Source organism: Peribacillus sp. NPDC097675 (genome assembly GCF_050277655.1).
Lineage (GTDB): Bacteria > Bacillota > Bacilli > Bacillales > DSM-1321 > Peribacillus.
The window spans coordinates 17,357-40,642 of record NZ_JBNNSK010000014.1 but is presented as its reverse complement, the minus strand read 5'-3'; the positions used below and the strand labels follow the sequence as shown (position 1 = coordinate 40,642).

The 23,286-nt window shown below is 39.9% G+C and carries 22 protein-coding genes and 1 pseudogene; 7 read left to right on the top strand and 16 right to left on the bottom strand.

Annotated features, from left to right (window positions below; translation table 11 throughout):
• The first annotated feature begins 274 nt into the window (after window positions 1-274).
• Window positions 275-1,201 carry a hypothetical protein gene (locus ACQKL5_RS18550; protein ID WP_427610357.1) on the top strand — a complete coding sequence of 309 codons (927 nt, stop codon included), beginning with the start codon at window positions 275-277 and terminating at the stop codon, window positions 1,199-1,201.
• A gap of 66 nt (window positions 1,202-1,267) precedes the next feature.
• Here the strand turns inward: ACQKL5_RS18550 and ACQKL5_RS18545 are convergent, their stop codons facing one another.
• Both ACQKL5_RS18545 and ACQKL5_RS18540 read right to left on the bottom strand, forming a co-directional pair.
• Window positions 1,268-5,989: a hypothetical protein gene (locus ACQKL5_RS18545; protein ID WP_427610356.1), complete on the bottom strand. Its 4,722-nt coding sequence runs from the start codon at window positions 5,987-5,989 to the stop codon at window positions 1,268-1,270.
• 452 nt (window positions 5,990-6,441) lie between these two features.
• Entirely contained in the window at window positions 6,442-7,635 is a 1,194-nt protein-coding gene (locus ACQKL5_RS18540; RefSeq protein WP_427610355.1) for an MFS transporter, read from the bottom strand.
• A gap of 327 nt (window positions 7,636-7,962) precedes the next feature.
• On the opposite strand from ACQKL5_RS18540, the gene ACQKL5_RS18535 reads away from it, so the two are divergent.
• Together ACQKL5_RS18535 and ACQKL5_RS18530 are read left to right on the top strand one after the other, a co-directional pair.
• On the top strand, window positions 7,963-8,412 hold the full coding sequence (locus ACQKL5_RS18535; protein WP_427610354.1) for a GNAT family N-acetyltransferase: 450 nt from the start codon (window positions 7,963-7,965) through the stop codon (window positions 8,410-8,412).
• Window positions 8,413-8,685: 273 nt separating this feature from the next.
• Window positions 8,686-10,035, top strand: a complete 1,350-nt coding sequence (locus ACQKL5_RS18530) for a hypothetical protein (protein WP_427610353.1) — start codon at window positions 8,686-8,688, stop codon at window positions 10,033-10,035.
• Between the two features lie 924 nt (window positions 10,036-10,959).
• Here ACQKL5_RS18530 and ACQKL5_RS18525 read toward each other — a convergent pair.
• From ACQKL5_RS18525 to ACQKL5_RS18515, 3 genes are read right to left on the bottom strand one after another with little or no spacing between them, the layout of a single operon-like run.
• Window positions 10,960-11,748: a DUF4097 family beta strand repeat-containing protein gene (locus ACQKL5_RS18525; RefSeq protein WP_427610352.1), complete on the bottom strand. Its 789-nt coding sequence runs from the start codon at window positions 11,746-11,748 to the stop codon at window positions 10,960-10,962.
• On the bottom strand, window positions 11,741-12,295 hold the full coding sequence (locus ACQKL5_RS18520; RefSeq protein WP_427610351.1) for a DUF1700 domain-containing protein: 555 nt from the start codon (window positions 12,293-12,295) through the stop codon (window positions 11,741-11,743). The genes ACQKL5_RS18525 and ACQKL5_RS18520 overlap by 8 nt, the downstream gene beginning before the upstream one ends.
• Window positions 12,292-12,612 (bottom strand): PadR family transcriptional regulator, encoded by a 321-nt coding sequence (locus tag ACQKL5_RS18515; RefSeq protein ID WP_427610350.1) that lies wholly within the window; start codon window positions 12,610-12,612, stop codon window positions 12,292-12,294. The genes ACQKL5_RS18520 and ACQKL5_RS18515 overlap by 4 nt, the downstream gene beginning before the upstream one ends.
• 211 nt (window positions 12,613-12,823) lie before the next feature.
• On the opposite strand from ACQKL5_RS18515, the gene ACQKL5_RS18510 reads away from it, so the two are divergent.
• Both ACQKL5_RS18510 and ACQKL5_RS18505 read left to right on the top strand, forming a co-directional pair.
• Window positions 12,824-13,885 carry a DUF2157 domain-containing protein gene (locus ACQKL5_RS18510; protein ID WP_427610349.1) on the top strand — a complete coding sequence of 354 codons (1,062 nt, stop codon included), beginning with the start codon at window positions 12,824-12,826 and terminating at the stop codon, window positions 13,883-13,885.
• Window positions 13,875-14,423 (top strand): GDYXXLXY domain-containing protein, encoded by a 549-nt coding sequence (locus ACQKL5_RS18505; protein WP_427610348.1) that lies wholly within the window; start codon window positions 13,875-13,877, stop codon window positions 14,421-14,423. Before ACQKL5_RS18510 ends, ACQKL5_RS18505 begins: the two co-directional genes overlap by 11 nt.
• A gap of 57 nt (window positions 14,424-14,480) precedes the next feature.
• Here ACQKL5_RS18505 and ACQKL5_RS18500 read toward each other — a convergent pair whose 3' ends face one another.
• Window positions 14,481-14,963 carry a C40 family peptidase gene (locus ACQKL5_RS18500; protein WP_427610347.1) on the bottom strand — a complete coding sequence of 161 codons (483 nt, stop codon included), beginning with the start codon at window positions 14,961-14,963 and terminating at the stop codon, window positions 14,481-14,483.
• Window positions 14,964-15,151: 188 nt separating this feature from the next.
• Between ACQKL5_RS18500 and ACQKL5_RS18495 the strand changes: the two genes are divergently transcribed.
• Entirely contained in the window at window positions 15,152-15,589 is a 438-nt protein-coding gene (locus tag ACQKL5_RS18495; RefSeq protein ID WP_427610346.1) for a DUF5391 family protein, read from the top strand.
• 81 nt (window positions 15,590-15,670) lie between these two features.
• Here ACQKL5_RS18495 and ACQKL5_RS18490 read toward each other — a convergent pair whose 3' ends face one another.
• The 4 genes from ACQKL5_RS18490 to ACQKL5_RS18475 all read right to left on the bottom strand — a co-directional run bounded on the left by ACQKL5_RS18490 (window position 15,671) and on the right by ACQKL5_RS18475 (window position 18,136).
• A complete protein-coding gene (locus tag ACQKL5_RS18490) occupies window positions 15,671-15,943 on the bottom strand; it encodes a phage holin (protein WP_427610345.1) in 273 nt (90 codons plus the stop codon).
• Window positions 15,944-16,139: 196 nt separating this feature from the next.
• Complete coding sequence (locus ACQKL5_RS18485) at window positions 16,140-16,991, bottom strand: ABC transporter ATP-binding protein (RefSeq protein WP_427610344.1); 852 nt, start codon at window positions 16,989-16,991, stop codon at window positions 16,140-16,142.
• Window positions 16,988-17,395: a GntR family transcriptional regulator gene (locus ACQKL5_RS18480; protein ID WP_427610343.1), complete on the bottom strand. Its 408-nt coding sequence runs from the start codon at window positions 17,393-17,395 to the stop codon at window positions 16,988-16,990. Before ACQKL5_RS18480 ends, ACQKL5_RS18485 begins: the two co-directional genes overlap by 4 nt.
• A gap of 24 nt (window positions 17,396-17,419) precedes the next feature.
• A complete protein-coding gene (locus ACQKL5_RS18475; protein ID WP_427610342.1) occupies window positions 17,420-18,136 on the bottom strand; it encodes a hypothetical protein in 717 nt (238 codons plus the stop codon).
• A gap of 175 nt (window positions 18,137-18,311) precedes the next feature.
• Here ACQKL5_RS18475 and ACQKL5_RS18470 point away from each other — a divergent pair, with 175 nt between their 5' ends.
• Window positions 18,312-18,551, top strand: a complete 240-nt coding sequence (locus tag ACQKL5_RS18470; RefSeq protein WP_427610341.1) for a hypothetical protein — start codon at window positions 18,312-18,314, stop codon at window positions 18,549-18,551.
• 355 nt (window positions 18,552-18,906) lie between these two features.
• On the opposite strand, the gene ACQKL5_RS18465 is transcribed toward ACQKL5_RS18470, so the two are convergent.
• From ACQKL5_RS18465 to ACQKL5_RS18440, 6 genes and pseudogenes are all read right to left on the bottom strand, one after another.
• Window positions 18,907-19,332: a DoxX family protein gene (locus ACQKL5_RS18465; protein WP_427610340.1), complete on the bottom strand. Its 426-nt coding sequence runs from the start codon at window positions 19,330-19,332 to the stop codon at window positions 18,907-18,909.
• Window positions 19,333-19,427: 95 nt separating this feature from the next.
• The gene (locus tag ACQKL5_RS18460; RefSeq protein WP_427610339.1) at window positions 19,428-19,865 is read right to left on the bottom strand and encodes a MarR family winged helix-turn-helix transcriptional regulator; all 438 of its coding nucleotides are present in this window, start codon (window positions 19,863-19,865) and stop codon (window positions 19,428-19,430) included.
• 150 nt (window positions 19,866-20,015) lie between these two features.
• Window positions 20,016-20,663, bottom strand: a complete 648-nt coding sequence (locus ACQKL5_RS18455; protein ID WP_427610338.1) for a uridine kinase family protein — start codon at window positions 20,661-20,663, stop codon at window positions 20,016-20,018.
• A 64-nt stretch (window positions 20,664-20,727) separates the two neighbouring features.
• A pseudogene (locus ACQKL5_RS18450) lies at window positions 20,728-20,922 on the bottom strand (site-specific integrase); the annotation flags it as partial.
• A gap of 53 nt (window positions 20,923-20,975) precedes the next feature.
• A complete protein-coding gene (locus tag ACQKL5_RS18445; RefSeq protein ID WP_427610337.1) occupies window positions 20,976-22,004 on the bottom strand; it encodes a DUF2332 domain-containing protein in 1,029 nt (342 codons plus the stop codon).
• A 66-nt stretch (window positions 22,005-22,070) separates the two neighbouring features.
• Complete coding sequence (locus ACQKL5_RS18440) at window positions 22,071-23,252, bottom strand: LL-diaminopimelate aminotransferase (protein ID WP_427610336.1); 1,182 nt, start codon at window positions 23,250-23,252, stop codon at window positions 22,071-22,073.
• Window positions 23,253-23,286: the final 34 nt, after the last annotated feature.

The window sequence follows — 23,286 nt, the reverse complement described above, 5'->3', positions numbered from 1 at the left end:
TATAGATTTTTCCCGTTTCTCCTTCCCCCGAATAGATAAAGATAAGAATTTTACCTCACTTCTTTACCCTCATGATTAAAGAAAATAAACCCTCTTTTACCAAAATATACTAAATATGATTATTGTTCGTAAAGGGACTAAAGAATGATATATCCTCCTTGTTCCCGGTGTTTTTCAATGGAAAATATAAATTGGTAACCTCTTATAAATCCGATCAATTACGTGTAAAATAATGGTAATGTAGTAGTTCTATAGAGTAGGAGGAGTGAAAAAAATGACCTTCATTTATGTATTGCTTGCAGCCATTCTCACGATCCTTATGGTTATCCTGGTCAAACGGAGAAGTGAACCCTTGCGGATGGAACGGTATCAACAGGAGTTTCGACGGAAGTATGAAGAGACATTGAACGTCGAGCAGACGGAAATCGTCTCGGAAGCACTAATCGAAAAGCTTAACCAAGCTATGGATACCGAGTATATGGAAAGGATCAATACAGATTTCCGGATGCACCATCCTCGGTATTCACAGCATCAAGTCAACGAGCTATGGCGGGAATTGAAGCGGTATTTCATCATGACTGCCGTGTTCGGAAAAATTGAAATGTTTCATGCCACCGTCGATGAGCTTTGGCATATCATGCTACATGATAAAGCGAAATATGATGCGTTTTGCCATAACTTCCTCGGCCAAAGGATCCAACATCACCCTCACTCGGAACCTGTCTTTAAGCCGGTAGAACGTACTCTGTTCGATTTTTACTATGTACAGCTGTTTACGGTTGATTCCACTTCGATTCATAAATGGGGGAAGTTCTTCAAGCATGATAAGGCGACTGCCTCACTCCACGATTTCAAAACACTCGAACTGGAACAATTGAAGCAGAAATACATGCGAAACCCGACGAGTGCGGAGGCGGAAAAGACCTTTGAAATGTTCACGGCCTTCATGAAAGAAGATCATACAAAGTTGATTGTCGATTGGGAGAAACGTTACCATCAAACAGACTATGCTGCTCCTGCTTACTTCACTTATGCAAGTTCCGATAATCATGATTTAGACTTCAAGTATTTATTCGGTGATGATTTCGCCAAATCGCAAAATGATGCCTACCATATTAATGGCCATGGCAGTGATCATGGCGGTTACGATAGTGGATCCGATTCCTCCAGCTGCTCTTCTTGCAGCTCATGCTCATCCTGATTCAAAGTCCTTCGGGGCTTTTTTTATTGGGACCAGTCATGAAAAAAACTAATAGGCTTTGGCCTATTAGTTCCAACGGTTGAACCAATTTTTAATTCGTTGTTTATTCTTCTCGAGCACTTCCTTCGATGTTCGATTGTCTTTTTGTTTTTTCCATTCAAAGAAAGAGGCGATGGTGATGAGTAGCCCTCCGCCAATGATTAAGTATAACCACCATGGCATTTGTCCCCACATCGAATTCGTATTCATATAGATGTTGAACAATATGGTTACCGTCCCTGCCAAGAAATACGATTTGTATTTCATCGTGAATCCAAGCAGTATGGCCGCTAAAGATATCGTTCCGATGATGAGCGCGTCATTTAGGGTGTTGCTTGCCATTGCGTCAACAATCAGGACAATGAATAGGGCAAAAACAACACCCATCTCGATATACTGTGTTAGCTTCCCTTTATTAAAAATTTTCCGTAACAAAATGGTACTGACGATAAAGAGTGGCAATATCTCTGCCTCTACCTCCAGGACATCCGGAATCGAAAGTTTATCGATGATGACCCAATAGGGATATAGAATGAGCACAATGGAAGCTGCCCCATATAATTTCCTTTCCTGCAAACCAGCCGTCATGCCCCGCAACAGGATGAAATAAACCGGAATTAAAACAGAACCGAAACATTCTAGAATAATAGATTGTTGTTCACTTTGATGAATATCTAAATTCATCGCTAAAAGGAACAGGAAACCGTACATCCGGTAAAAGTCTATTCGTATGAGCATTCCGCCTTTTTCCACGATTCCACCGAAGTACTTTCTGCTTACCCCTACCAGTGCGGCCGTACATCCGAAAAGGACCACGGTGCCAATGAAACGGTCTAACGTGCTTGCATAGGCTGTGATAATCAAGTACGGATACAATCCGAGAATCCCCGTCAGCAATGCGGAGATTTCCCTCTCTTTTGCAGAAACCGTAAAGCTTCTCATCAAGAGGAAATAGCCAATCAATAAGCAAGACACGAAAACCTTAAGCAGCCAATACGTCGCTTCATTCGTCAATGCTTCCACATTCATGGCCAGCAAAAATAGCAACCCATAAATTCGGTAGACATCCACCTTGATTCCCGATTCGTCCTTCATTAGCAATCCCTTATACTGGTACTTGCTCAACAGGACCATCATTAGCACACATGCGAAAAGAACCCATTCACCCGTCAAAAGCGAAACCGTATGAATATAATCCACGATCCTCTGGAACGGATACAGACTGAGGATCATTGCAAGAGCCGAATAGATCTTCCTTTCATTCCGGTCACTTGTAAAGCTTCGAACTAAAACGAAATACCCTGGAATCATTAGCGCCACAAGGGCTTGTATAAGTGGATAAGATGGTTCATTCGTACCCACTTCCACATTTATGGCCAATAAGAATAATAATCCATAAATCCGGAATGCATCGATGGCCTTCCCCGTTTCGTCCTTCTTAAACAACCCGTTGAAATAGTGCCTGCTCAGTAACAGCACTACCACCATACAGAAGAAAAGAACAATTGAACCCCTCAGGAGCGGCAGCGAGTGGACATAATCCCATATGGTGAAATACGGATACAGACCAATAACCGCCGCTATGCCTGAATAGATCCCTCTTTCCTGTCTGCCTATCGTAAAATTTCTCATCAAGAAAAAGTAAACAGGAAGCAATATTGATACGATAATTTTCAAAATCTCAAATTCTGATTCACCCCAAAAGACATTCCAGTTCATATCAAGTAAAAATAACAATCCGAATATCCTGTAAAAATCGATGAACATCCCTTTTCCCGCTTGCTTGACCAAGCTAGTAAAATAGCGTTTACTCAAAAGCGCCATGACAACAACGCAGGCAAACAAGACGATCATTCCTGAAATCAACGATAAAGTGTCCGCATACATCCCATACCAGATGAAAAGCATACCAAGTGGCACAGCCACATAGTTTTGCCAGTTCCTGTTCATGAGCAGATACCAAGCAAAGAGTAACTGTACTGTCACCAATCCGACCCAAATGATTTCCCAATCGAGTGAAAAACCATAAACAGATGTCTCCCAAATCGAAACAGCAGCCGTGATATGAAGAAATGGAATCAGGTAAAAATCGATGATATCTTTCCATTGTTTTTGTGCGGCCACCCATAAAACCGTAATGATACCCGCCGTGATCATCAAGCAAATCGAATAAACGAATGTTGTTTGCTCGACATTCGTAAAGAACAACCGGACTTGAAGGAACAGAACGGCAAACCCAAGGTACGTAAAGACGAACCTTTCCCATTTCACATGAGTACGCAGTACACTCAAGTAGATGAGTAATTGTGTAATATACAGAAACGGTGAACGATCAGTACTCATGATTAAGATAAATCCTAGCGGTATGGCAATAGTATTGACCAGATGGCTGGAATAAAGGAAATACCGCCTTCCATTTTGCGAATACCTCCCGATCACTTCTCCAATAAGGAAAAAGATGAATGGTGCAAATAACACAAACGCTATCTTGTATGATGTCTCGCTAAAATTGAATACCTCATACAGCGACCCATACAATCCAGCACTCGTTAACATGACCGGAAGCCAATAGAAAGATGTACGGTGTAAATAGACCGACCATCCATTTATAGCCGTCGCAACCACCATTAAACCGGTGACTTCCAAAGGACTCGTCATGCCATATCCCACCAAAACGAAAGACAAGAAGGACAGGATCTGCCCACTATAGAAAAAGAAGGGAAAGAACATCCCAAATGACTTCTTCAGTGCGTATCCCACTCCAATAGAGACCAAGGCCACCACCATTACATGCATGCTGATCGTTACATTAATCTGAAACCAATGGCTTCTTTCCATTAAGTACGGGTAAAAGGCAACAAGCCCCAATTTGAGAGCAATCGGAAATCCATAGACACTGGCTTCCTTAATTGGCTGCGCATCGTCTTTAAGATAAGTAAGGAAGAAAAGACCGGATAAAACCACAAGACCGGTGCCTACTTCTAGCCAGGCCATCTCACTAAATTTACTTGTCAATATTCCCGCCGTAATAAAGGAAGAAATAAGTAAGACACTCTGCTTAAACAAACTGTACCTTGCATGTCGATTATATACATACAGTCCAAGATACAAGATGACCTGAAGGATGAACATCACATTCAGAACAGTAGAAAAAGGAAGTGAAAAGGCAAGACAAAGATAAAAACACGCCAAATTAAAGACCGCATAGGCCGGATAGGTGTAGTTCTGGTTTTTCGTCTGTAGGGCAACGTAAACAAGTTGGGCACTCAGAATCATCAGAGCGAAAAAAATCTGGGCGTAGTTTTCCTGAAACGCCATTGCATTTATATACAGAAAAACGATTCCACACTCGATCAAGCTTGTTACCTTAAAGTTCTTGGCCAGCCCAAACTCCTTCTTTTTGTCCATATAAGCCGAAAGCGCCATGAAGATGAGCGGGATACTCGCATAAGCAATGACCGTGAAATCACTTAATACGGAGTTATAGACAAAATGGATATATCCATAAGTGAAGATGAAATGAAACGCAAGCTCATGATATTTCTTATAGAACTTCACTGCCAGTATCAAGAACAAGATGGAGATGACCAATAATGTAATCGAATAGATCAAGTTACTTGAAAATAACGTGAACACGACAAAACTTTCCACGATGATCTTAAACTGAACGAATCGAAAAACATATGGCTTGAACAGGTTCAGGAATCCGCGATTCTTCAGTTGCTCTACGTTCCATACCAATAATAAATTAAATACGCTGACCGCCAATAACATCCACTCGATCGTCGGCGTCAAATAGGCAAACCCGAAATAACAGGTGATTGCAAACGTAAATATGGAAATAAATATGAATATTTTCGACTTAAAGTACGCTGCAATTCTATAATAGATTCCTAAGCAAAGGACACCGCCAAGGAATCCAAGCAGCCCTCTCCCCCCACCATCCAGCGACAAATACTCTCCGAAGATCTGATAATAGGAAGCTGATAACATCGTAATCGGAATAAATAAACTGGCCAATGTCAGAAAAGCAAAAGAGGTTTGTTCAATTTTCAGCTTGGACGCGATATAGGCCATGCCTGTGAATACGACAGACACCATCCCGATGAAGATAACCTTCCATACCGCATTCAAGTTCCCCCATGAACTGGTTGCCAGAATCAACCCACCAAACAGGAACAATATGACCCCGGTAAGGAGAACGACGGAAATATTCCTTTCCCGTAGTTGCTCCGGCGTCTTTTTCGGTTTTTCCGGTCGAACCACCTTTTTCTTGGGAATCGCCTGTGGCTTTGTCATTGGTGTGCTTGCCCTAACTAGTTCTAATCTACCTGGAGCAACAGGTTCCTTTATAGGGCTCTCACCTTTGTTTCCTACAGCCGGTTCCTCGGCGTTCGAAAGGTTTTTCATACCCAGTTGTTCGGTAAAATCCTCTTTTATGATAGGTGTTTGTGGGAATGATTTCTCTTCCTTTCGGTCCCCTTTGACGCTAGGTTGAACGGATGTTTCCTTATTCCCAAGCTCCTGACTTTTCAAAGACGATTCTCTTTCAAATTCAGCTTGCTTTCTTGCATGATTCCTACGTTTTTCCTGATAGAGGGCTAATTGAACATGCCGGTCATATGTCCTGCTGATCCGAAGATATTCCGATTTAGGAATGAGCCGCTTTTCCCATAAAGCTTCAAGCTCTTCATGGAAAATCTGCCGTCTTCTTTCTACACCCATTTCCTCATTTGAAGAATCGACCATCCAGAAACCCCTTTCCTTACAATGGATTTTCCCATATTATGTAACTATCTCTTTTTGATAATAACAAAATTTACCTTATTATAGAATATTAAACTAAATGAATAGTAAGAATCATCCCTTCTCCTAGTGATGAAAGAATAACCACTATGAAAAAAAGAGCTGTCCATATGACAGCCCTCCCGGTCGGTACCTTACTATTTAAGGTCACTCCATGTGTTTAATTTCCTAGAAATATAGAAACAAAACAACCCCGTTGCTGCTATCACGATGAAAATGGGAAGTGCAAAAGGAGTTAAAAAGGAAAACACTAAAAAGACACCGCTTATCGCGAATAATATCCAGCTTATAATGAGTGTAAAACTCGACAAAAACTCACCTATCGCTTTGTTCATCTTTTTCACCGCCGTACTTCTAATCATCCTTCTGGGAAAATACAAGTCACCCTTTATCTATCAGGCTCTTAGTTTATTCTCACTTCTCACAATCCATAAATAGACGATGATTGAAATCAATACCGAACATGCTGCCGTCACATAAATGCTTCGGTAACCTAATAGATACCCGATCTGTCCGAACACGATGGCCCCGATTCCGACTCCAAGGTCAAAAAAGGAAAAATAAGTGGCATTCGCCATCGCCTTACGATGGGGAGCCGTTTTTTCAATCGACCATGCCTGCAAGGCCGGCTGCACAGAACCAAACCCCATCCCATAAAGCACTGCGGCGACATATAGAACCGCTTCACCGGGCATCCACGCCAACAGCACCATTCCTGTCATGATGAGCAAAGTGGAGGGAATGAATATGGCACGGTGCCCTTTCCGATCGTATAGGCGACCCGAAAATAACCTCGTAACCATGAGAGCCAAGGCATACAGTAAAAAGTACCACTGAATGCCGCCGACATCTTTTTCAGCCGTATAAAGCGGAAGGAATGTCGCTATTCCTCCGAATGTCACGGAAATAAAGAAAATCAGTAGTGACGGCTGCAACGCACTTTTTTCATAAATATCAAACCGCTTGGCTGTCACGACTGCTAACGGATCTTTTGCCACTTTCTGATAGCGAATCAGCAACGCCATACCCATCGCTAATATCCCCAACAACGAGCAGATCAGGAACAATTGTTGAAATGGAAGAACTGTCACAAGAAACAATCCAAGGGTGGGCCCAAGTGCAAGTGCTAGGTTACCAGATAATCCGTAATACCCCATCCCCTCGCCTCGCCGTTTGGCTGGAATGATGTCGGAAGCGATCGTCCCTGACGCCGTTGAAGACAATCCCCAGCCAACTCCCTGAACGATACGCATCAAAAAGAGCAAACCGATGCTCCCCATGAATCCGAAAGAACCAACAGAGAAAGCGAATATCGCCAAGCCGATAAGGAAAACGATTCTTCTACCTTTCGTCTCCAACATCTTTCCGGCATAAGGCCTTACAAGCAAAGCAGAAAACGTGAAAATCCCAAGGACTGCCCCCACGAGGCGATCGTCCCCTCCAAGCTGCTCGACAAACAGCGGAATCGTTGGCATGGTCATTTGGAAGCCCATGAAGATACATAGATTCGCCAAACAAATCATGACAAAGTCACGCGTCCATATTTTATCTGAACCTTTTACCCGTTTTTCGGCTAATGGTTCCCCCATGTGCCTTCACCTTCTATCCAAAATAGTTATATCCAGTTTACTAAAAAAGGAAAAAATAAGCGACGAATTGAATTTTGAAGTGCCATAGGAATCAAAATGTTCTTTAGGCAGATTTTTCAAAAAGGAGATTTAACAAAAAATGTAAATAAAAAGAAAACCATGATACAATTAAATAATCTGAATATTAATAATATTTCAGACAGTGATTATTAAGGGAGGGGTTCATTATGACAAACAAAAGAAGTTTTATCGTTTTTAATTTTAAGGGGATTATGACTAATTAACAAAGTTTTTTAGCGTTTCCCCGAATTTTGAAAGGGGAAAATCATGTATACAGAGAATGTGAAAATTGTAGAATTACATGCAGATAACTGGTACGACTGCTGTGAATTAGAGGTATCAACAGAACAAGAAGGATATATTGAGCCAAATGCAATATCAATAGCTCAGTCAAAGTTTGAACATACATTAAAACCCTATGCAATATATTTTGAAGATAAAGTAGTTGGCTTTTTAATGTACAATTCTATTCCAGAGGAACTTGATGGTTATTGGGTATATAGAATAATGGTAGATAAGGAATTCCAAGGCAAGGGAATTGGTAAAGAGGCAACTAAATTAATGATTACAGAGATGGCTAAATTACCAAATGCGAAAAAAATAGTTGTAGGTTATCATCCTGGAAATTTGCAAGCACATAACTTATACTCCAATTTAGGATTTATTGATAATGGCGATAGGTTCGGTAAAGAAATGGCAGTTATTAAATATATATAAATGAGTGAAAAATTATAAGAAATTCAAAGAGGGCCATTTTCTGGTCCTCTTTTTATCTATAAATACTAGCTTGTGAAAACTGCACTTCAACTAACAGGTGTTTAGTACATAAAAAAATCAGTTCAAGTTTAATAACCTTCCCCTTCTCTTTTCTCATATTGTTCGATTATCTTAAATTTTTTTCCCCGGCATGCTACTTTTTCCTTTTGAAAGTTTATATAGACAGTGAACCCAAAATAAACTTTTGATGAGCTAAAAAGGAGCCGAAGACTGATGATCTATGAAGAAACGTATCGCTATTTATTACGCCATGTGAACTCGACTGAATTCGACGCATGCTTATATTCCGTTTTGCATATGGATTGGGATGGCGTAATTCAGAGCCCGATTCACCAAATGGCCAAAGGAATGGGAACGACTGAAAAATACCTAAAAAAAATCTTCAAGAAATCTTCATCATCACAGATGGGCGGCGGCCGTCGAATCTTCATTCCAGTTGAACAGGAACTGGGAAAGTATCAATTTAACTTGGGACCTACAGGCAGCTTCACCAATAGCAAAGATCGATATTGCAAGAAATACCGTTTCTTCTATAGTGATGCCTTCCGCAATCTACCCCTACCCGCCAAAAGACTTGTACTCATGGCGGCTTTCAAGATGTCCGTGAATAAATCCGAAGACCTCTCACTTAATTATGAGGATATCATTCAGTTAGGAAGTTCCCTGGCGAAAAGAAACCAGATTCTTGACATGATGAACATCATTAACCAAGCCTTGGGTGACATCATGACTTTTACCGTGGCCTCCTCCACCTTCACCCGCAAGGAAATTCTTATAGCTTCCTTCAGGACAGGAACGCTAAAGGAGTACCTTGAAAATCGTACAGAAAGATTGATGTTGAGAAAAACCATCTATGAAGCGGGGTACCTTGAACATATAGAAGATAAAGTATGTGTCGAACTCGAACGGGTCGGAAAGTACATTTTCCGCTCGTTCATTCAGATAGCAGAGGCGCCCATCAAAGAAGAGCTCTTGAAACTGGCTCGCTTCGTGTATCACTCTTCCCTACAAAAATTGGGCAGTGCTTTGAACAGCAATAAACATTTATTAGCTGAGCCGAAAGAGGCATCCGCTTATTTCAGTACGATCGTTTATAATGAGGCACTGAAACAAATGGCGACATATGCCCACCAAGCCGCCTGCATAAAAGACCTGATAGAGCGGGAGCATTTCCATCGTGAAATATCCGAGAAAACTCTGGAGCGAAAAGTGGATTACAGTGAGGTACATGAGCAGATTGAGCCCATCCGAGCCAAGTATGCCCTCGCATTGGACATCTATAAAACGCTGAATAAATGGTGTGAAGACTGGGTGATTTCCCGGGTGAAATCCGTAACCGGAACGAATGAAATGGAAATGGCCCAAAAGAGAGTTTTAACAAACGGTCAAACCATCTCCGAATATCTCAACTATCTGAAAAAACATACATATGACCAACTAGAGCAACATATGGCTGTGTATCAACATGTCCATCATGGTGAGCATGTCCTGAACGTGTTACGTCAGAAAAAAGAAGCCATGCACTCTTATTTCGCGATCCAAAAAGACCGCATAAAAAAATAAAAACCAAAAACATAGATTGGCGAACACTGGCTTTTGGGCGAGTGTTTTTTGTCATGCAGTCAACTCCCGCTTTCTCTCCCGCAAGTGCCACTGCTTTTACTGAGGCAATAAGCCTTCCTCAAATTGTCTTTTTCCACCTGTAAACAACCTATATCCAGCTGTGGATAATCCATAACCCGCTGTAAATATCCCCTACCTGTCTGTGAATAAAAAATGGCGTCTCTACTTTTTCCCGGCGCCTAACGGGAAAACCAGTCATACCAATGAATCTGCCAAAAAAGTTATACAAGGGTCTAAAGAAAGGGTCTCAATCATTTTTCTTAAAAAGGATTTGATAATCGTTATGAATATGGGAATGAACCGGACACCCTCCCCCAGTGCAGGCTGCAAGCTTCCACAGCATGATTAACAACTTAGGATACCGTCGGGTTCAAGATATTTCATCACTCTCCACCTTTTTCAATCCTTAGATGGGTAGCAAGTAGCAATGATCAGATAAATTAGACATTTCAGCATATTTCCATTCTAGGAGGTGTGAACGATTTTTATTTTAATTCTTAAAATCGGACAAATCCCTTTCTGTTTTGGGTACTAGTAGGAAGAAGAAGATTCGCTAATTATTGAAAGGAGATGACAGGTAGAGTAGCCTAGTGAATCAAAATAATAACAAGACATCAAAAAAACCTTACCATGGTTCACGATTTTCTAATTCTTTAGCAACTACCCTTATCATGTTGCTGACACGAAAGACATCCAACTGATCGGTTGAAAGGCCAAGCTTCTCTCATGAACAGGTATATCCATCCCCAAGGATACAATACCCTTTTCAGTTGGATGATTTACAAAAACAAGCGCCCCCCGCCTAGCAGGAATGCTGCCAAATGGAGGACGCTTGTTTTACCACGTATTTTTTCATCATTTCGTTTATTTAGTCACTTCGATTTTCCCGTTATCCGTTTCCAAATCAATCAGGTTCTCTCCCTTGCCGATGACGGTATTCCCCTCATATTTATCGAGGATATTGATATCCCCATTATCTACGGATACTTTAAAGGTCGTATTGGTCGGTTCCTTTTCGGTTTTAATCGTAATCTTTCCATTATCACTTTCTAATTGAATGTTCCGATCTAAGTCCTTTGTAACAAGCGATATTTTCCCATTATTCGAAGAGCCCTTGAGGTTCCCTTCCACATCATTAAAATCCAACCTGCCATTTTCACTTTTTGCGTCAACGTTTTCTGCTACAATCTTATTTAACTCCATACGTCCATTATCCGTCTTCAATTGCAGATCCTTTATGTTCAATTCAGACATTTTCAGTTTTCCATTATCATTATCGACGACAAAGGAATCATATGATTTTTGCGGGATATATACGTATAGATGAGCGGATTGAAAATTAAAGCCGATAGTGAACGTATGGGGTTCCTTTAGTGTAATGGTAAGCTTCTTTCCTTCCACGTCGGCAGTAAAATCCAACTTAGAAACATCCATTCCTTTTGTGACAAGCTCAACTTTTGTCTCTTTATCTGATGTCGGAAGAACTTCTACCGTTGCATTGTCCGAGCGTATCTCGACATCCTTCACATTTTCTGTATTCACTGTTTTCTCTGTTTTAATTTCTTCCTGATTGGTTTGAGAAAAAGTAAAGAAACTGCCAATGCCACCAACTATTAATAGAAGCAATGCAAGTATAGATAATTTTTTACCCATGCTTTAAACCACCCTTCACAAGAGAAATATTAAATTTCATGTAACGAATAAACCCTTTAAACAAAGCCTTTGTCGCGACATTCATCCCCATCGCAATGAATATACCAATTCCGCAAAGTCCAATTGAAGCGAACAAATCAAATAGTCTAAATTCCCCTATAAATAGGTTAATAAGGATACCGAATGGTGCAAGAGTGAAAGCAACAGACATCACCCACCCGGAGAATACAAGTCCCAGCAATGCAATGAGAGGACCAAGGACAATCACGAGATTAAAGAATCCCAGCCCGATCACCGCCCAGACTGCCCGAATGATGTTTCCGGCAGATGTCGTTTGTTCGACCTGCTGAAGGTGATAGGATGCCAGTAGCTCCTTGGCAATTTGTCTTGGATTTCCAAGGGATGCTGATATCTCTTGCTCCGATTTTCCTTTGTCTATTCCAATGGCAAAATACTCTTCATAATCCTGGAGGATATCCTGTCGTTCCTCTAATGAAAGCCTTTTTAAAGAAGCTTCCAACTGCTTTAGAAATTGTTCTTTATTCATTGACCTACACCTTCCTCGATTAATTGATTGACTCCATTAGAAAATTCATTCCACTCTGTCAGCAATTCGTGAAGGTATTCCCGGCCTTTGTCGGTCAGCTTATAATATTTACGCGGTGGACCTTCTGTTGATTCTTGCAAATATGTCGTAAAATACTCTTCCTTCGTCAATCTTCGTAATAGTGGATAAACGGACCCTTCCGATATTTCGATTTGATCCGAAATCTTCTGGACCAACTCATAGCCATATCGATCTTGCTTATCGAGCAACACGAGCACACAAAGCTCCAATACGCCCTTCTTAAATTGTACATTCAATGTACCATCACTCCTTCCAGCAATCATTCGCCCTAGTACTATTTATTAAACAGTACTTAACAGCGAACAATACATCTTATTCAATAATTTACCATACGCTACTATTTAATGCAAGGTACTGTGAGAATTTTTTTGTATTTTTTTCCTTCCCTCACAATCATCTCCGCCAACTCCAACGGTATAATAGATAAATGTGGAAGGAGGAATAGACTTGATTAAAAAAGTAATCACAAAAAAGCAATATGAATTTCTTGAACATGAACTTACCTATCTTCAAAGGGCCGGAACCATTTCCGAGGAAGAAAAGGGAAGAATGCTAGCCTCCTATGATGTAAAGGACGGTTTAAGTTTCATCACGATTTTATTAGCGATTGGTGCTCTTCTTTTAGGTCTAGGAATCTTGACATTCGTAGCGAGCAACTGGATGTATATAAGTAAAGGCCTCAAGTTCCTATTGATCATCGTTTGTTTGATTGGCGTGAACTTTGCAGGGGTGAAATTTGAGACCCGCTTTCCGAAGACCTCCAGAAGTATGCATTATGCTGGGATTCTCATATTCGGAGCAGGTATATTTTTAATTGAGCAAATGTATAATATCAGCATTAACTTTAATAGTTCCTTTTTATTATGGGCGATTGGAACCGTCTGCATCGGTTATTTCTTAAAGGATAGAACAATCATTCTATTCACTTCATTCTTACTTTTGATTTACCTAAATGGCAGCATCTTCCTGGATGAAACGTCTTATCCACTGGCCATCTTAATCTTTTTACCCGTTTTATATTATCTAGTGAAGCAATTCGATTATCCTAGATTTCTATCCTTTATCATGAACGTCTTAGCGATCAATACCATCATCCTTTTCCTCATGGAAATTGTGCCTAAGCTTGTGGAGGATAACAGCAGGACAACCGTTCTCTCGATTCTTTTCATCTTGGGAATCGCGCTCACTTACATTCGTGTTCCGCTTAAATTGCAGAAAATCACTGCCATCCAAGGACATATCCTACACGGAATTACAGCTATTTTTTTAACTTACGAGTTTTCCATATGGTTTCCTTTAGCTTATTTTGTTTTTCTGCTTTACCTGATACAAAAGGGAAGCTTGACCAGTATCGTCATCATATGCGCGCTGATATTCAGATACTATACCGATTCCTTTGAATTCCTGCCAAAATCACTACTATTCATCATCGGTGGTCTCTTGCTCCTTGTTTTTGGTTTCTTCTTTGAAAAACAACGCAAAAAAGGAGGAGAATCCATTGAACCCTAATACTATTTTTCGCCCGCTCATCGTATTTGCCATACCCGTTTTACTTCTTGTAGCCTTGGCGTTCCCTCCTTTCTGGACGACTATGTTTGGTGAGGAGATCAAAATCAAGACCGCTCCAATCGACCCGACGGATTTGTTCAGGGGGAGCTATGTAGCATTAGGTTATGAGATCGAGTCCGTTTCTCCCGACCAACTAGATGAAACGATGATGACAGACTTCAAAAGCAAGTATGTCGGAGATTATAAAAACGTATATGTAGCTTTACAACAGGGTGAGGACGGTCAGTATACCGTCGATTATGTATCGAAGGAAAAACCGGAAAAAGGCTTGTATCTAAAAGGGAAAGTACAAATTCCCTATGAGTTAGAAAGTGCTTCATCCATTCAAATTAAATATGGCTTGGATAATTTCTACGCCCCAAAAGAAAAGGCAATGGATCTGGAAACATCCGCAAGCGCAAAACCAGCTTGGGCCGTAGTGAAAGTGAAAAATGGCCATGCGGTTTTGAAAGAGATCATCGTCCCAAAAGATAAATAAAAAGTAAGCATAGGGAGCATTGAAGCGCCCCCTATGCTTATGGTAGTTTTTCTGACTTTACTTGATGAGCCTTTTAGCCCCGACATAACGATCTTTCCAGTACTTGTCGCTCATTTTGACGACCTTCACTCCTTTTGTCGTGGTTCCGACAAATGTCCCGTTCCCATTATAAATGCCGACAAAGGAGACCTTGCCTTTCTTGCTACCGGTAGCATAAAACACTAAATCACCCGTTTTTAAGTTCTTTTGCTTTACGGCTTTCCCCTTTTTATACTGCTCCGCACTTGTTCTAGGTATTTTCATCTCTGTTGCCGCCTGTTTATATACATATTGAGTGAGTCCACTTGCATCGAATCCTTTTGGTGTCGTTCCGCCATATTTATAAGGGCTTCCCACTTGTTTCTCAGCCACGGCAGCCACTTCATCTCCGTAATTAATCGACGCCGACGCATTTGCCGGACTAAAAACAAACGCGACCAGCAATGCTGCAAGTGCAAGTACAGCAACAAGCCATTTTGAAACAGGTAATCTAAGACTCATCTTTTTTCTCCTCCAATCTGTAAATGAAACACAATTTTAAATATATGAAGTACATTCGCTTTCATTCCTTCTTTCCCCTTTTTTTCAAAAAGCTATATCCTGCGATTGTTCAAAGAAAAAGCATGTTATTAAAATGGTAATTTATGTATAATGGTAAAGTGGATGATGTAACGATGGAGGGAGTTTTTATGAAGAATAAAAATAAGATAATAGGAATGACCTTATTTTCCGCTTTGCTTTTCTGTATGGTAATCGTGATGTGTTCCCTGTCACCATTATCGGAAACGAGTGTAAACGCCAATCAATTCAACTCTATTGGCATGTGGCTTTCCATTGCTTTGGTGTTCGCGCTATATATCGTCCCAGTGCTTCTGTATGGGTTTGGCTTGAAGTGGATGAAGTATCTCATGGCCATATTCTGCTCGTTAGGCTTAGTGGTTTTGTTACCCATGATTGGCATCGTATTAGTTATTGGTGCAATGGATGGGTTCACTCTATCACTCATCGGTGTCATCATCGTTAGTGGGATGAATGTGCTCGTCAATACACTTTGGTTCTTCACGACCTTCTCTAAAGGATCCAAGAAGCCATTGAATCGAAGTATGGAGGATACGATCCAGTATTAAAAGAAAAAACCAGATGCCACCATTCCATAAATAGAAAGTGGCATCTGGTTCATTACATTTTCAGTAGGTTTCTCTATCCTATTATTTTGGCCCCTCGTAATTCTTAGCTTGTTCGCTATCGCTCAAACCTTGAGTGGTATGATCGATCACGCCACCGATCCCAAAAAAGGTAAGCGCAATGAAGTTAATAATCCCCATTGCTCCGGTCAGCGCATTGTCGGTGATACTAAAGCCAATCGGATGGATGAAGTTATTGATAAACGCAGCAACCATCTGTGTGAGCATTAAAATTCCCGGCAATAAGACTGTGAAAATAAACGTAGGATTTTTAAAGCGCACTTTCCAGTTAATCAAGATTCCCTGCCCCCTAATTCTATTTGATGTCCACGGTACATCGTGTTATGGTGCGGACTTGCTATATAATATGCAACTTGTCCTTTTAAGGTTTGGGATTTTCAATGACTATTTATCTTAAAATTAAAAATAGAAGTTCCATCCATAGACAGAACTTCTACTCATAGACTTATAGAAACAGAATTCAGAATTTAGATTATTTCAATAAATAGGAAACTGCTTCTCCCAGTTCCACAAATTCATCGGTATGCCACTGGATGTTTTCCCTTTGGAAAAAGGCCTCTGTTTCAAGTGGTGAGTGTGAAATAACCGATCGTGTCCCTTTCCTCTCCATTTCTCCGGGTATAGGGAATGCCGGCAGGTCCCCTGTTAGCCAAAACCGTTTATACTGTTTCCCCAACTGGTCCTTTTCGAAATGGCCAATCAACTTACCATGATTTATAAAGACCAGATAATCAGCAAGTTTACGGATATCTTCCATTTGGTGGGTCGAAATCAAGATTGTTTTTCCTTCCCTTTCCATCCATTTGATCAAAAAGTCCATATATCTCTGTTTAGAGAGAATGTCCATGGAAGCCGTGGGTTCATCCAAGATTAATAGCTTGGCATTTTTCGCTAAAGTCAGGGCTGCAAGTAGCTTTTGTTGATTTCCCTGCGACATTTTTCCATATTTCTTATTCAGGGAAATCTCAAAAGTTCCGATCATTTCCTCAAATAATTCCTGATCCCAAGTTGGATACCATCTAGAAAATAGCTGCAATAATTCCTTCCCCGTAAAAGAATCACAGGCAACCAAAGTCTGTGGCTGATATGCAATTTGTTTCTTCCAGGCTTCATCTTCCTGATTCGTATTTGAACCAAAAATAAAAATATCACCAGCGTCTTGTCGCGCCATTTGCATGACCATCTTCAGCAGCGTGCTTTTCCCGGCGCCATTATTCCCAATCAAAGCCGTGACGGTTCCTGACTCTAGCTTCAGGTCAATCGGTCCCAGCATAAAATCCTCGATTTTCTTTTTGACAGACTGCATTTCAAGCGACCAAGTCATGGTTTTTCCTCCCCTTTTTCCGCTTTGAGCTCTTCCATTAAATCCATAAAAATTCCCTCGATTTCCTTGAATGAATAGTTTTGTTGGAGTGCAGCTTCAATGCTGTTTTTCATCGCTTGTTGGACGGATTTCATTTTCACGTCGTGAATGAGGCTTTCCTCTACATCTGCAACAAATGTACCTTTTCCTTGAATCGTCCTGATGAACCCTTCCATTTCTAAATCCTGATAAGCTCTGCGGGTAGTGATCGCACTGATTTCCAGGTCTTTCGAAAGCATCCTGATTGACGGTAAGGGTGAACCCGCAGTCAGCTGTCCGCTTGCTATCATCGCTTGGATTTGAGCCGTGATTTGATGATAAATAGGCACTCGTGATTCTTTTGATAAGCGAACTGGCAGCTCCACTCTATTTCTCCTCCCTGGCTATCATCATTTTAAATAATCTATTTGAATCATTTTCTTTTTCATATAATACTTCGAGAAATAATAGTGTCCAACCGTTACTGCTGCCGAAATGAGTATCGACCAGATTGGGAAATTCTTTGCGGCTATCGTCGTCCAACCAACAATCCCCATACCTGTTTTCTTGGTTAACCATACGAGCCCGATCGTTACTCCACCATAGAAGGCTACACTATATATGGATAGCTTGATTTGAGTATATCGGTCTCCTGCATCGCTTGCTGCAAAGATAAAAGAAGAGGAAATTCCAAACGCAAGCCAGATAATCGAAAAAACAACATATTCCATAACAGCCATTGATTCTAGATATCTAGGCGAAAACAATACCAAGAATAAGATTTGAAAGGGCAGACTTGGAAACAACATGTGGATAAACCGACTTTTAACCAATACGTCTTTTTTGATAGGCAGCATATTTAACATCATGAAAAATGGGGAAACCCATATTTCTTCATCCACCCTTTGAACCTGCAAATCTTTCGCCCTTACTATAAAGGCCACACAACCAAAAATGAGAAGAAAAAAAACGTCAGTAAAAAGAGGTGGAACCTGTTCTTTCCCCTCCCAAATCGTTGGCCGCAAAACAGCCAGGAAACTCAGAAATAAGAATAAGCATAATATCTTAAACCAAGATTTCCTCCATTCGATTTTGGCAATCCAAAAAGCATCTTTCCATGTATTCATGTTCTAATCCCCTTTCAAATTGTTATGGTGTTAATATCTATATACACACTATATGTTAAAAAAATCCATTAATCAACCATATATTTACTTTTTTATAAGAAGGTTGATGCACCGAATAAAAGCATTTTTTGGAACTTTTTAGAATACAGGTCGTATATACAAGAGGAGGTGAACCATGAAAAAATATTTGCTATTCATTTTGAGTTTCTTATTGCTATTTAACTTATTGCAAATTTTAGCTGGAATACTACTTACCGCTACATATACTCCTGAATCAATCAATGCACGAGACATGAGCCACTCTCTTTCACAAGAAGTAACGTTTGGTGCCCCTTCACAAATCCCCACTTTATTGATTGCGACACTGGCTGCATCATTGGCTTATTTAGTCCCAAAGAAATGGGCAAAAAAATAAAAACAAGAAAAGACCGTTCACGTGTATGAACGGTCTTTTCTTCGATTAGGTATGGAAATTAAAACACGTATACCTTGATTTCTGGTTTTCTTATGCAATACTTTCCGTTAATTAGAATAGGTAAAACTCTATTTTACCTTAAAGCAACGGAGGGTTATTCTCCAGTACATTCTTTTTTTCCATGTGCTTTAAAGCCATTTTACTGGTACCATACATTTGCCATACGCTATTAGGATCGTATGGCAAATGTATGGCAAGCCTCTCTAAAGTGTATGGCAACGATATAAATGGCTTCAAAATTTAAGAATTCATAAACCGGTAAGTTGAAGCATGTTACCAAGGTACCTGGGTACAATTACCAAAACTTGATATCATAGAGAGCATCTAGTGATATAGATCCTGCACCTGACAAAGCTATTCCTAATGCAACAGCAATCAATACCAAGTTATATTCAATTCCGCCTTTATCAGAAAACAAACCATTTTTTCCATGAACGGTTTTAATAGCTATAATCATCGGAATAATGATAAATAGGGCAGCTAAAGGGGTAAGGAGTCCCAATAAGAAAAGTACTCCTCCAAGCAATTCACCTAACCCAGCTAATACAGCCATCGGTTTGCCTGGTTTTATACCAATTTGTTCGAAAAATGCGCCTGTTCCTGCAGGTCCGCCACCACCAAACCATCCAAATGCTTTTTGTGTTCCGTGTGCAGCAAAATATAGACCAACAATTACTCGTATAATTAAAAGACCGAGTCCTTCCAATATAAACACCTCCATAAATTCAACATTTAGTTGCTATAGCAACTAAATGTTGATGATTTATATAATAAAGGAGTTCGTTGTTCTTTGCAACCCATTTTACTTGGTACATTTTACTTGGTATTCGACTCTATATTTTTTTGGATTTTCAAAAGAACTTTATTCGCTATTTGTAATTCTTCACTAGTAATTCCAGAACACACAATACGATTGAATTCTTCCGTAATAGGATACACTTCTTCACCTAATTTTATGCCTTTTTCAGTGAGGTACACGTTATAAGATCGACTATCACTTTCATTAACACGTCTGGTAATCAATTCTTTTTTTTCTAGATTATCTAACATACGGGTGATATTTGTTTTATCTTTAAGCAGACTCTTTGCAATTTCATTTTGACTCCGGCCATCTTTTCCCCAAAGAAGTAACAAAATTAAGTTCTGTTCAGGCGCAATATTTAAGGGTGCTAACTTAGCTTTGATATAACGTGTTAATGTTAAATCGGTTTGGTGAATCATTATGCTCATGTAATCTTTAATTGAAATTTTCATATAGCAACATCCTTATCATTCTTCGTATTCTAGTTGTTTTTCTCTATGGTGCATAAATATCATTACTTTTAAGTGTACCTTATCGATGTTAGTTGAAGTAAAAAAACTCTTTTTTGAGGTCTCAAATAAATGAGGTTTATGTAAGCTACATTAAAATTCAAATGTATTTTTTTCTAGACATATTGCTTCATCAGAAGTTTTGAAAATAATATCAAAACGCTGGCTGTACGGATGCATAAAGAGTTCGTACTGAATCCGACGTTCTTCATGGGATTGCCTTAAATAATTGATATTGGTTCCCCTTTCAATGATATCACGGCTCGATCTTCTCATTAATTCCGTTTCACCATCTGTATAGAAGTAAATTTTTAAATCAAATAAATCTGGATTAATAAATGCGACACTCATTCCTTCTATAACCGTTACTTTGTTTTTTGAAGAAATCAACTCACTTTTCATATAATGCGTATCTATCGTATATAAATCTAAACCATCTCTAACCATCTGGACATCTCTTTCTAAAGAAGGCAAATGATGCGCTGATGGATGGCAAGCCGTCACTTTATAACGATGATTTTCATTTTGATATGTATAGTCAATCATTGCATGCTTTCGTATATTTGAATTAACAATATATGGATCTGCATTGATATAATTTACTTCATTCTGATTTAGTAGGCTTACGAGTCTATTTGCAAACGTTGTTTTTCCAGCAGCACCATGTCCTGAAATGCCAATAACAATCTGCTCATCAGTCATACTGACCCAATTTATGATTTTTTGTAAAAGCTTATCCATAACTCTCTCCCTTTTACTTATATACGGTCCTTATTTCAACGAAGTTAATTGCCAAATCAGTGTCTTAGTGAAATACACTAAAGGATTTTAAAACGATATTCGTTTCTTCTTCGGTAATTCCGATATAACGCAGGGTAACGGAAGGATGAGAATAATGCAAGATTCGTTGCAACATCGCCATATCCTTTGTGGCCTTATAAAACCAGTATCCAAACGTTTTACGATAGGTATGATTGCCGACGGGTTCCACGCCAGCAAACTGCCTGTGAACCCGTGAGGCTTTTCTAATTTATTGTGCTTATCAAATTGATATTATTGAATATCCCACTCAAACCACCTTCCATGGCCATCAGTGTCTCCAACAGTTTCATTATATTTCAAACCATCCATAAAATAATCAAGGTGTAGTTTTCTATCCCACATATTATTATATATATGAAAAATATCTCTTTGACTTCCAATTTTTTTGATTTTCTCTAAGAGTGTATACTTTATATCCTCTGACATTTGATTGGCAACGTGCGTATGGAAAATACAAATAACCGAATCCTCAGGAATTGTATCGACAAGTCCAGTAAGTAAGGCTACCCCATCTCCTTCAATGAGTTCGACTGGGTTCTCCTTGAAGCACCTAACAGCACTCTCAAATAACTCCATTCTATCTTGGTGTTCTGGCCAAATTAATGATTTAAGCCATAAATAGTCTTCTGAATTTCTTAGGTCATTTATATGCAGATCCACTCCCACTTTTGATGCTACGGGAGGAATGTCAGAAAGAAATGGGGGAGGATTTTCTCCTTTAAATTCAGATATTATCTGGACACTAGAATCTTCATCACCATACGTTACGTCAGTTCCATATGAATACCTATACTTGTCCCATAAAAGTTGAAGTCCAGCACTAGTTCCAATTTCAATAAGAGCTAAAGGCTTTTCTACTCTACTATAAATGTATGAAAAAACTGGATAGAGATAACCACAACGCCTGACTTCGTTTGTCTGAACCAACTTGCTTTTTAAGAGTGTAACAATTTCTTCTCTAAAAGACTTGCAAAACCCCTTAAAATAAACAAATGTTTCATCATCAATATTTCTTGCCTGTTTATTAATACTCGGATAATACTCCCTTAAGCAATGTTCTTCACCTTTTAATAAGAGATAATGAACAGCTCCTAATAATAGATTAGGCACAGGTTGTCCACTTGGAATTTCCGAGCATAATTCTAGCAATTCATCATCTTCAGATACATTCACAGATAAGAATTCATATAATTTACTTGAATCCTTACACTCCAATTCAGCAAAATTTTTAAAACGTAAAGATAATTGTGATTTATCCATTGCCATTCTCCTTTTATGACTGTTAGTTGAACAGCTGCCTCTTGATAACCTTCCTTTTTATAAAAATCAGACTTTATTTGAATTAGATACTAGAAACGCCCCTATCCGTTCTGCCGCTTCAGTCAATCTCTCTACCGGCTGAACCAATGCCATTCGAACGAACCCTTCACCCTGTTTTCCAAACGCATCTCCTGGGACGACCGTAACCCCGGCTTTTTCGATTAGTTGATAGGCGAAATCGCGTGACTTCCATCCATCAGGAATACGCGCCCAAATAAACATCGTCGCAACGGTTTTGGGCACGTGCCAGCCGCCTTTTGCCAGCCCTGATATCAAGGCATCACGACGGGCCTCGTACACTTTCACCTGATCAGACAACTGTGATAGGTTCGATGTAAGTGCCATTTCGGCCGCTTTTTGAATAGGATAAAAGACCCCATAGTCGATATGGGACTTCATTGTCCCGAGAATGTTCAAGGCATCCTGATTTCCTACTGCATATCCGATGCGGCACCCAGCCATGTTGAATGTTTTTGAAAGCGAATTGAATTCTATTCCAATCTCCCTCGCACCCGGAATTGATAGAAAACTAATTTGGAGATGATCATCGAAAATCAGCTCTGAATAGGCAAAATCATGGACCACCAGAATTTCGTTCCTTTTTGCAAAGGAGACAACCTCGGTAAAAAAGGATTCATCTGCAAGGGCCGTAACCGGATTTCCTGGATAACTGAGAATCATCATTTTCGTCTTGTCCAAGATATCCACCGGAATATTATTCAGCTGAGGCAGGAAATGATTCTCTTCCGTAAGCGGCATCGGATACATCTCTCCACCCGCGAGTTTTACGCTTGCTTCATAAATGGGATAACCCGGATCTGGCACTAGCACATAGTCACCGGGATCAATCATCGCAGTTGCTAAATGTGCTAGACCATCCTGAGATCCCATCAGCTGCAGAACTTCCCTTTCCGGTTCTAATTCCACCCCGTAACGCTGCTGATAAAAGGAACAAACAGCATTATGGAACTCTGGTATGCCCTTCAATGTATACCCATATGCAGTCGGGTCTTTTGCATATCTCGCCAGTGTATCTCTTACAAATTCAGGAGGAGGCATGTCCGGACTTCCGACACTCAAATCTATGACATCCCTGCCCGCCTTCATCGCCTTTTGTTTCCGGCTCGCCAGCTCCGAAAAGATTCCTGTTTCGAATTTTCCGATTTTTTTGGATGGAGTGATAATCATAGTCATTCCCCTTCATTCATGTTTTTTTTATCTA

Excerpts from the sequence above, each read along its gene's own strand:
- ACQKL5_RS18550 (WP_427610357.1), top strand. The coding sequence starts at position 275 with ATGACCTTCATTTATGTATTGCTTGCAGCCATTCTCACGATCCTTATG.
- ACQKL5_RS18545 (WP_427610356.1), bottom strand. The coding sequence starts at position 5,989 with ATGGTCGATTCTTCAAATGAGGAAATGGGTGTAGAAAGAAGACGGCAG.
- ACQKL5_RS18540 (WP_427610355.1), bottom strand. The coding sequence starts at position 7,635 with ATGGGGGAACCATTAGCCGAAAAACGGGTAAAAGGTTCAGATAAAATA.
- ACQKL5_RS18535 (WP_427610354.1), top strand. The coding sequence starts at position 7,963 with ATGTATACAGAGAATGTGAAAATTGTAGAATTACATGCAGATAACTGG.
- ACQKL5_RS18530 (WP_427610353.1), top strand. The coding sequence starts at position 8,686 with ATGATCTATGAAGAAACGTATCGCTATTTATTACGCCATGTGAACTCG.
- ACQKL5_RS18525 (WP_427610352.1), bottom strand. The coding sequence starts at position 11,748 with ATGGGTAAAAAATTATCTATACTTGCATTGCTTCTATTAATAGTTGGT.
- ACQKL5_RS18520 (WP_427610351.1), bottom strand. The coding sequence starts at position 12,295 with ATGAATAAAGAACAATTTCTAAAGCAGTTGGAAGCTTCTTTAAAAAGG.
- ACQKL5_RS18500 (WP_427610347.1), bottom strand. The coding sequence starts at position 14,963 with ATGAGTCTTAGATTACCTGTTTCAAAATGGCTTGTTGCTGTACTTGCA.
- ACQKL5_RS18495 (WP_427610346.1), top strand. The coding sequence starts at position 15,152 with ATGAAGAATAAAAATAAGATAATAGGAATGACCTTATTTTCCGCTTTG.
- ACQKL5_RS18485 (WP_427610344.1), bottom strand. The coding sequence starts at position 16,991 with ATGACTTGGTCGCTTGAAATGCAGTCTGTCAAAAAGAAAATCGAGGAT.
- ACQKL5_RS18475 (WP_427610342.1), bottom strand. The coding sequence starts at position 18,136 with ATGAATACATGGAAAGATGCTTTTTGGATTGCCAAAATCGAATGGAGG.
- ACQKL5_RS18470 (WP_427610341.1), top strand. The coding sequence starts at position 18,312 with ATGAAAAAATATTTGCTATTCATTTTGAGTTTCTTATTGCTATTTAAC.
- ACQKL5_RS18465 (WP_427610340.1), bottom strand. The coding sequence starts at position 19,332 with ATGGAGGTGTTTATATTGGAAGGACTCGGTCTTTTAATTATACGAGTA.
- ACQKL5_RS18460 (WP_427610339.1), bottom strand. The coding sequence starts at position 19,865 with ATGAAAATTTCAATTAAAGATTACATGAGCATAATGATTCACCAAACC.
- ACQKL5_RS18455 (WP_427610338.1), bottom strand. The coding sequence starts at position 20,663 with ATGGATAAGCTTTTACAAAAAATCATAAATTGGGTCAGTATGACTGAT.
- ACQKL5_RS18445 (WP_427610337.1), bottom strand. The coding sequence starts at position 22,004 with ATGGATAAATCACAATTATCTTTACGTTTTAAAAATTTTGCTGAATTG.
- ACQKL5_RS18440 (WP_427610336.1), bottom strand. The coding sequence starts at position 23,252 with ATGATTATCACTCCATCCAAAAAAATCGGAAAATTCGAAACAGGAATC.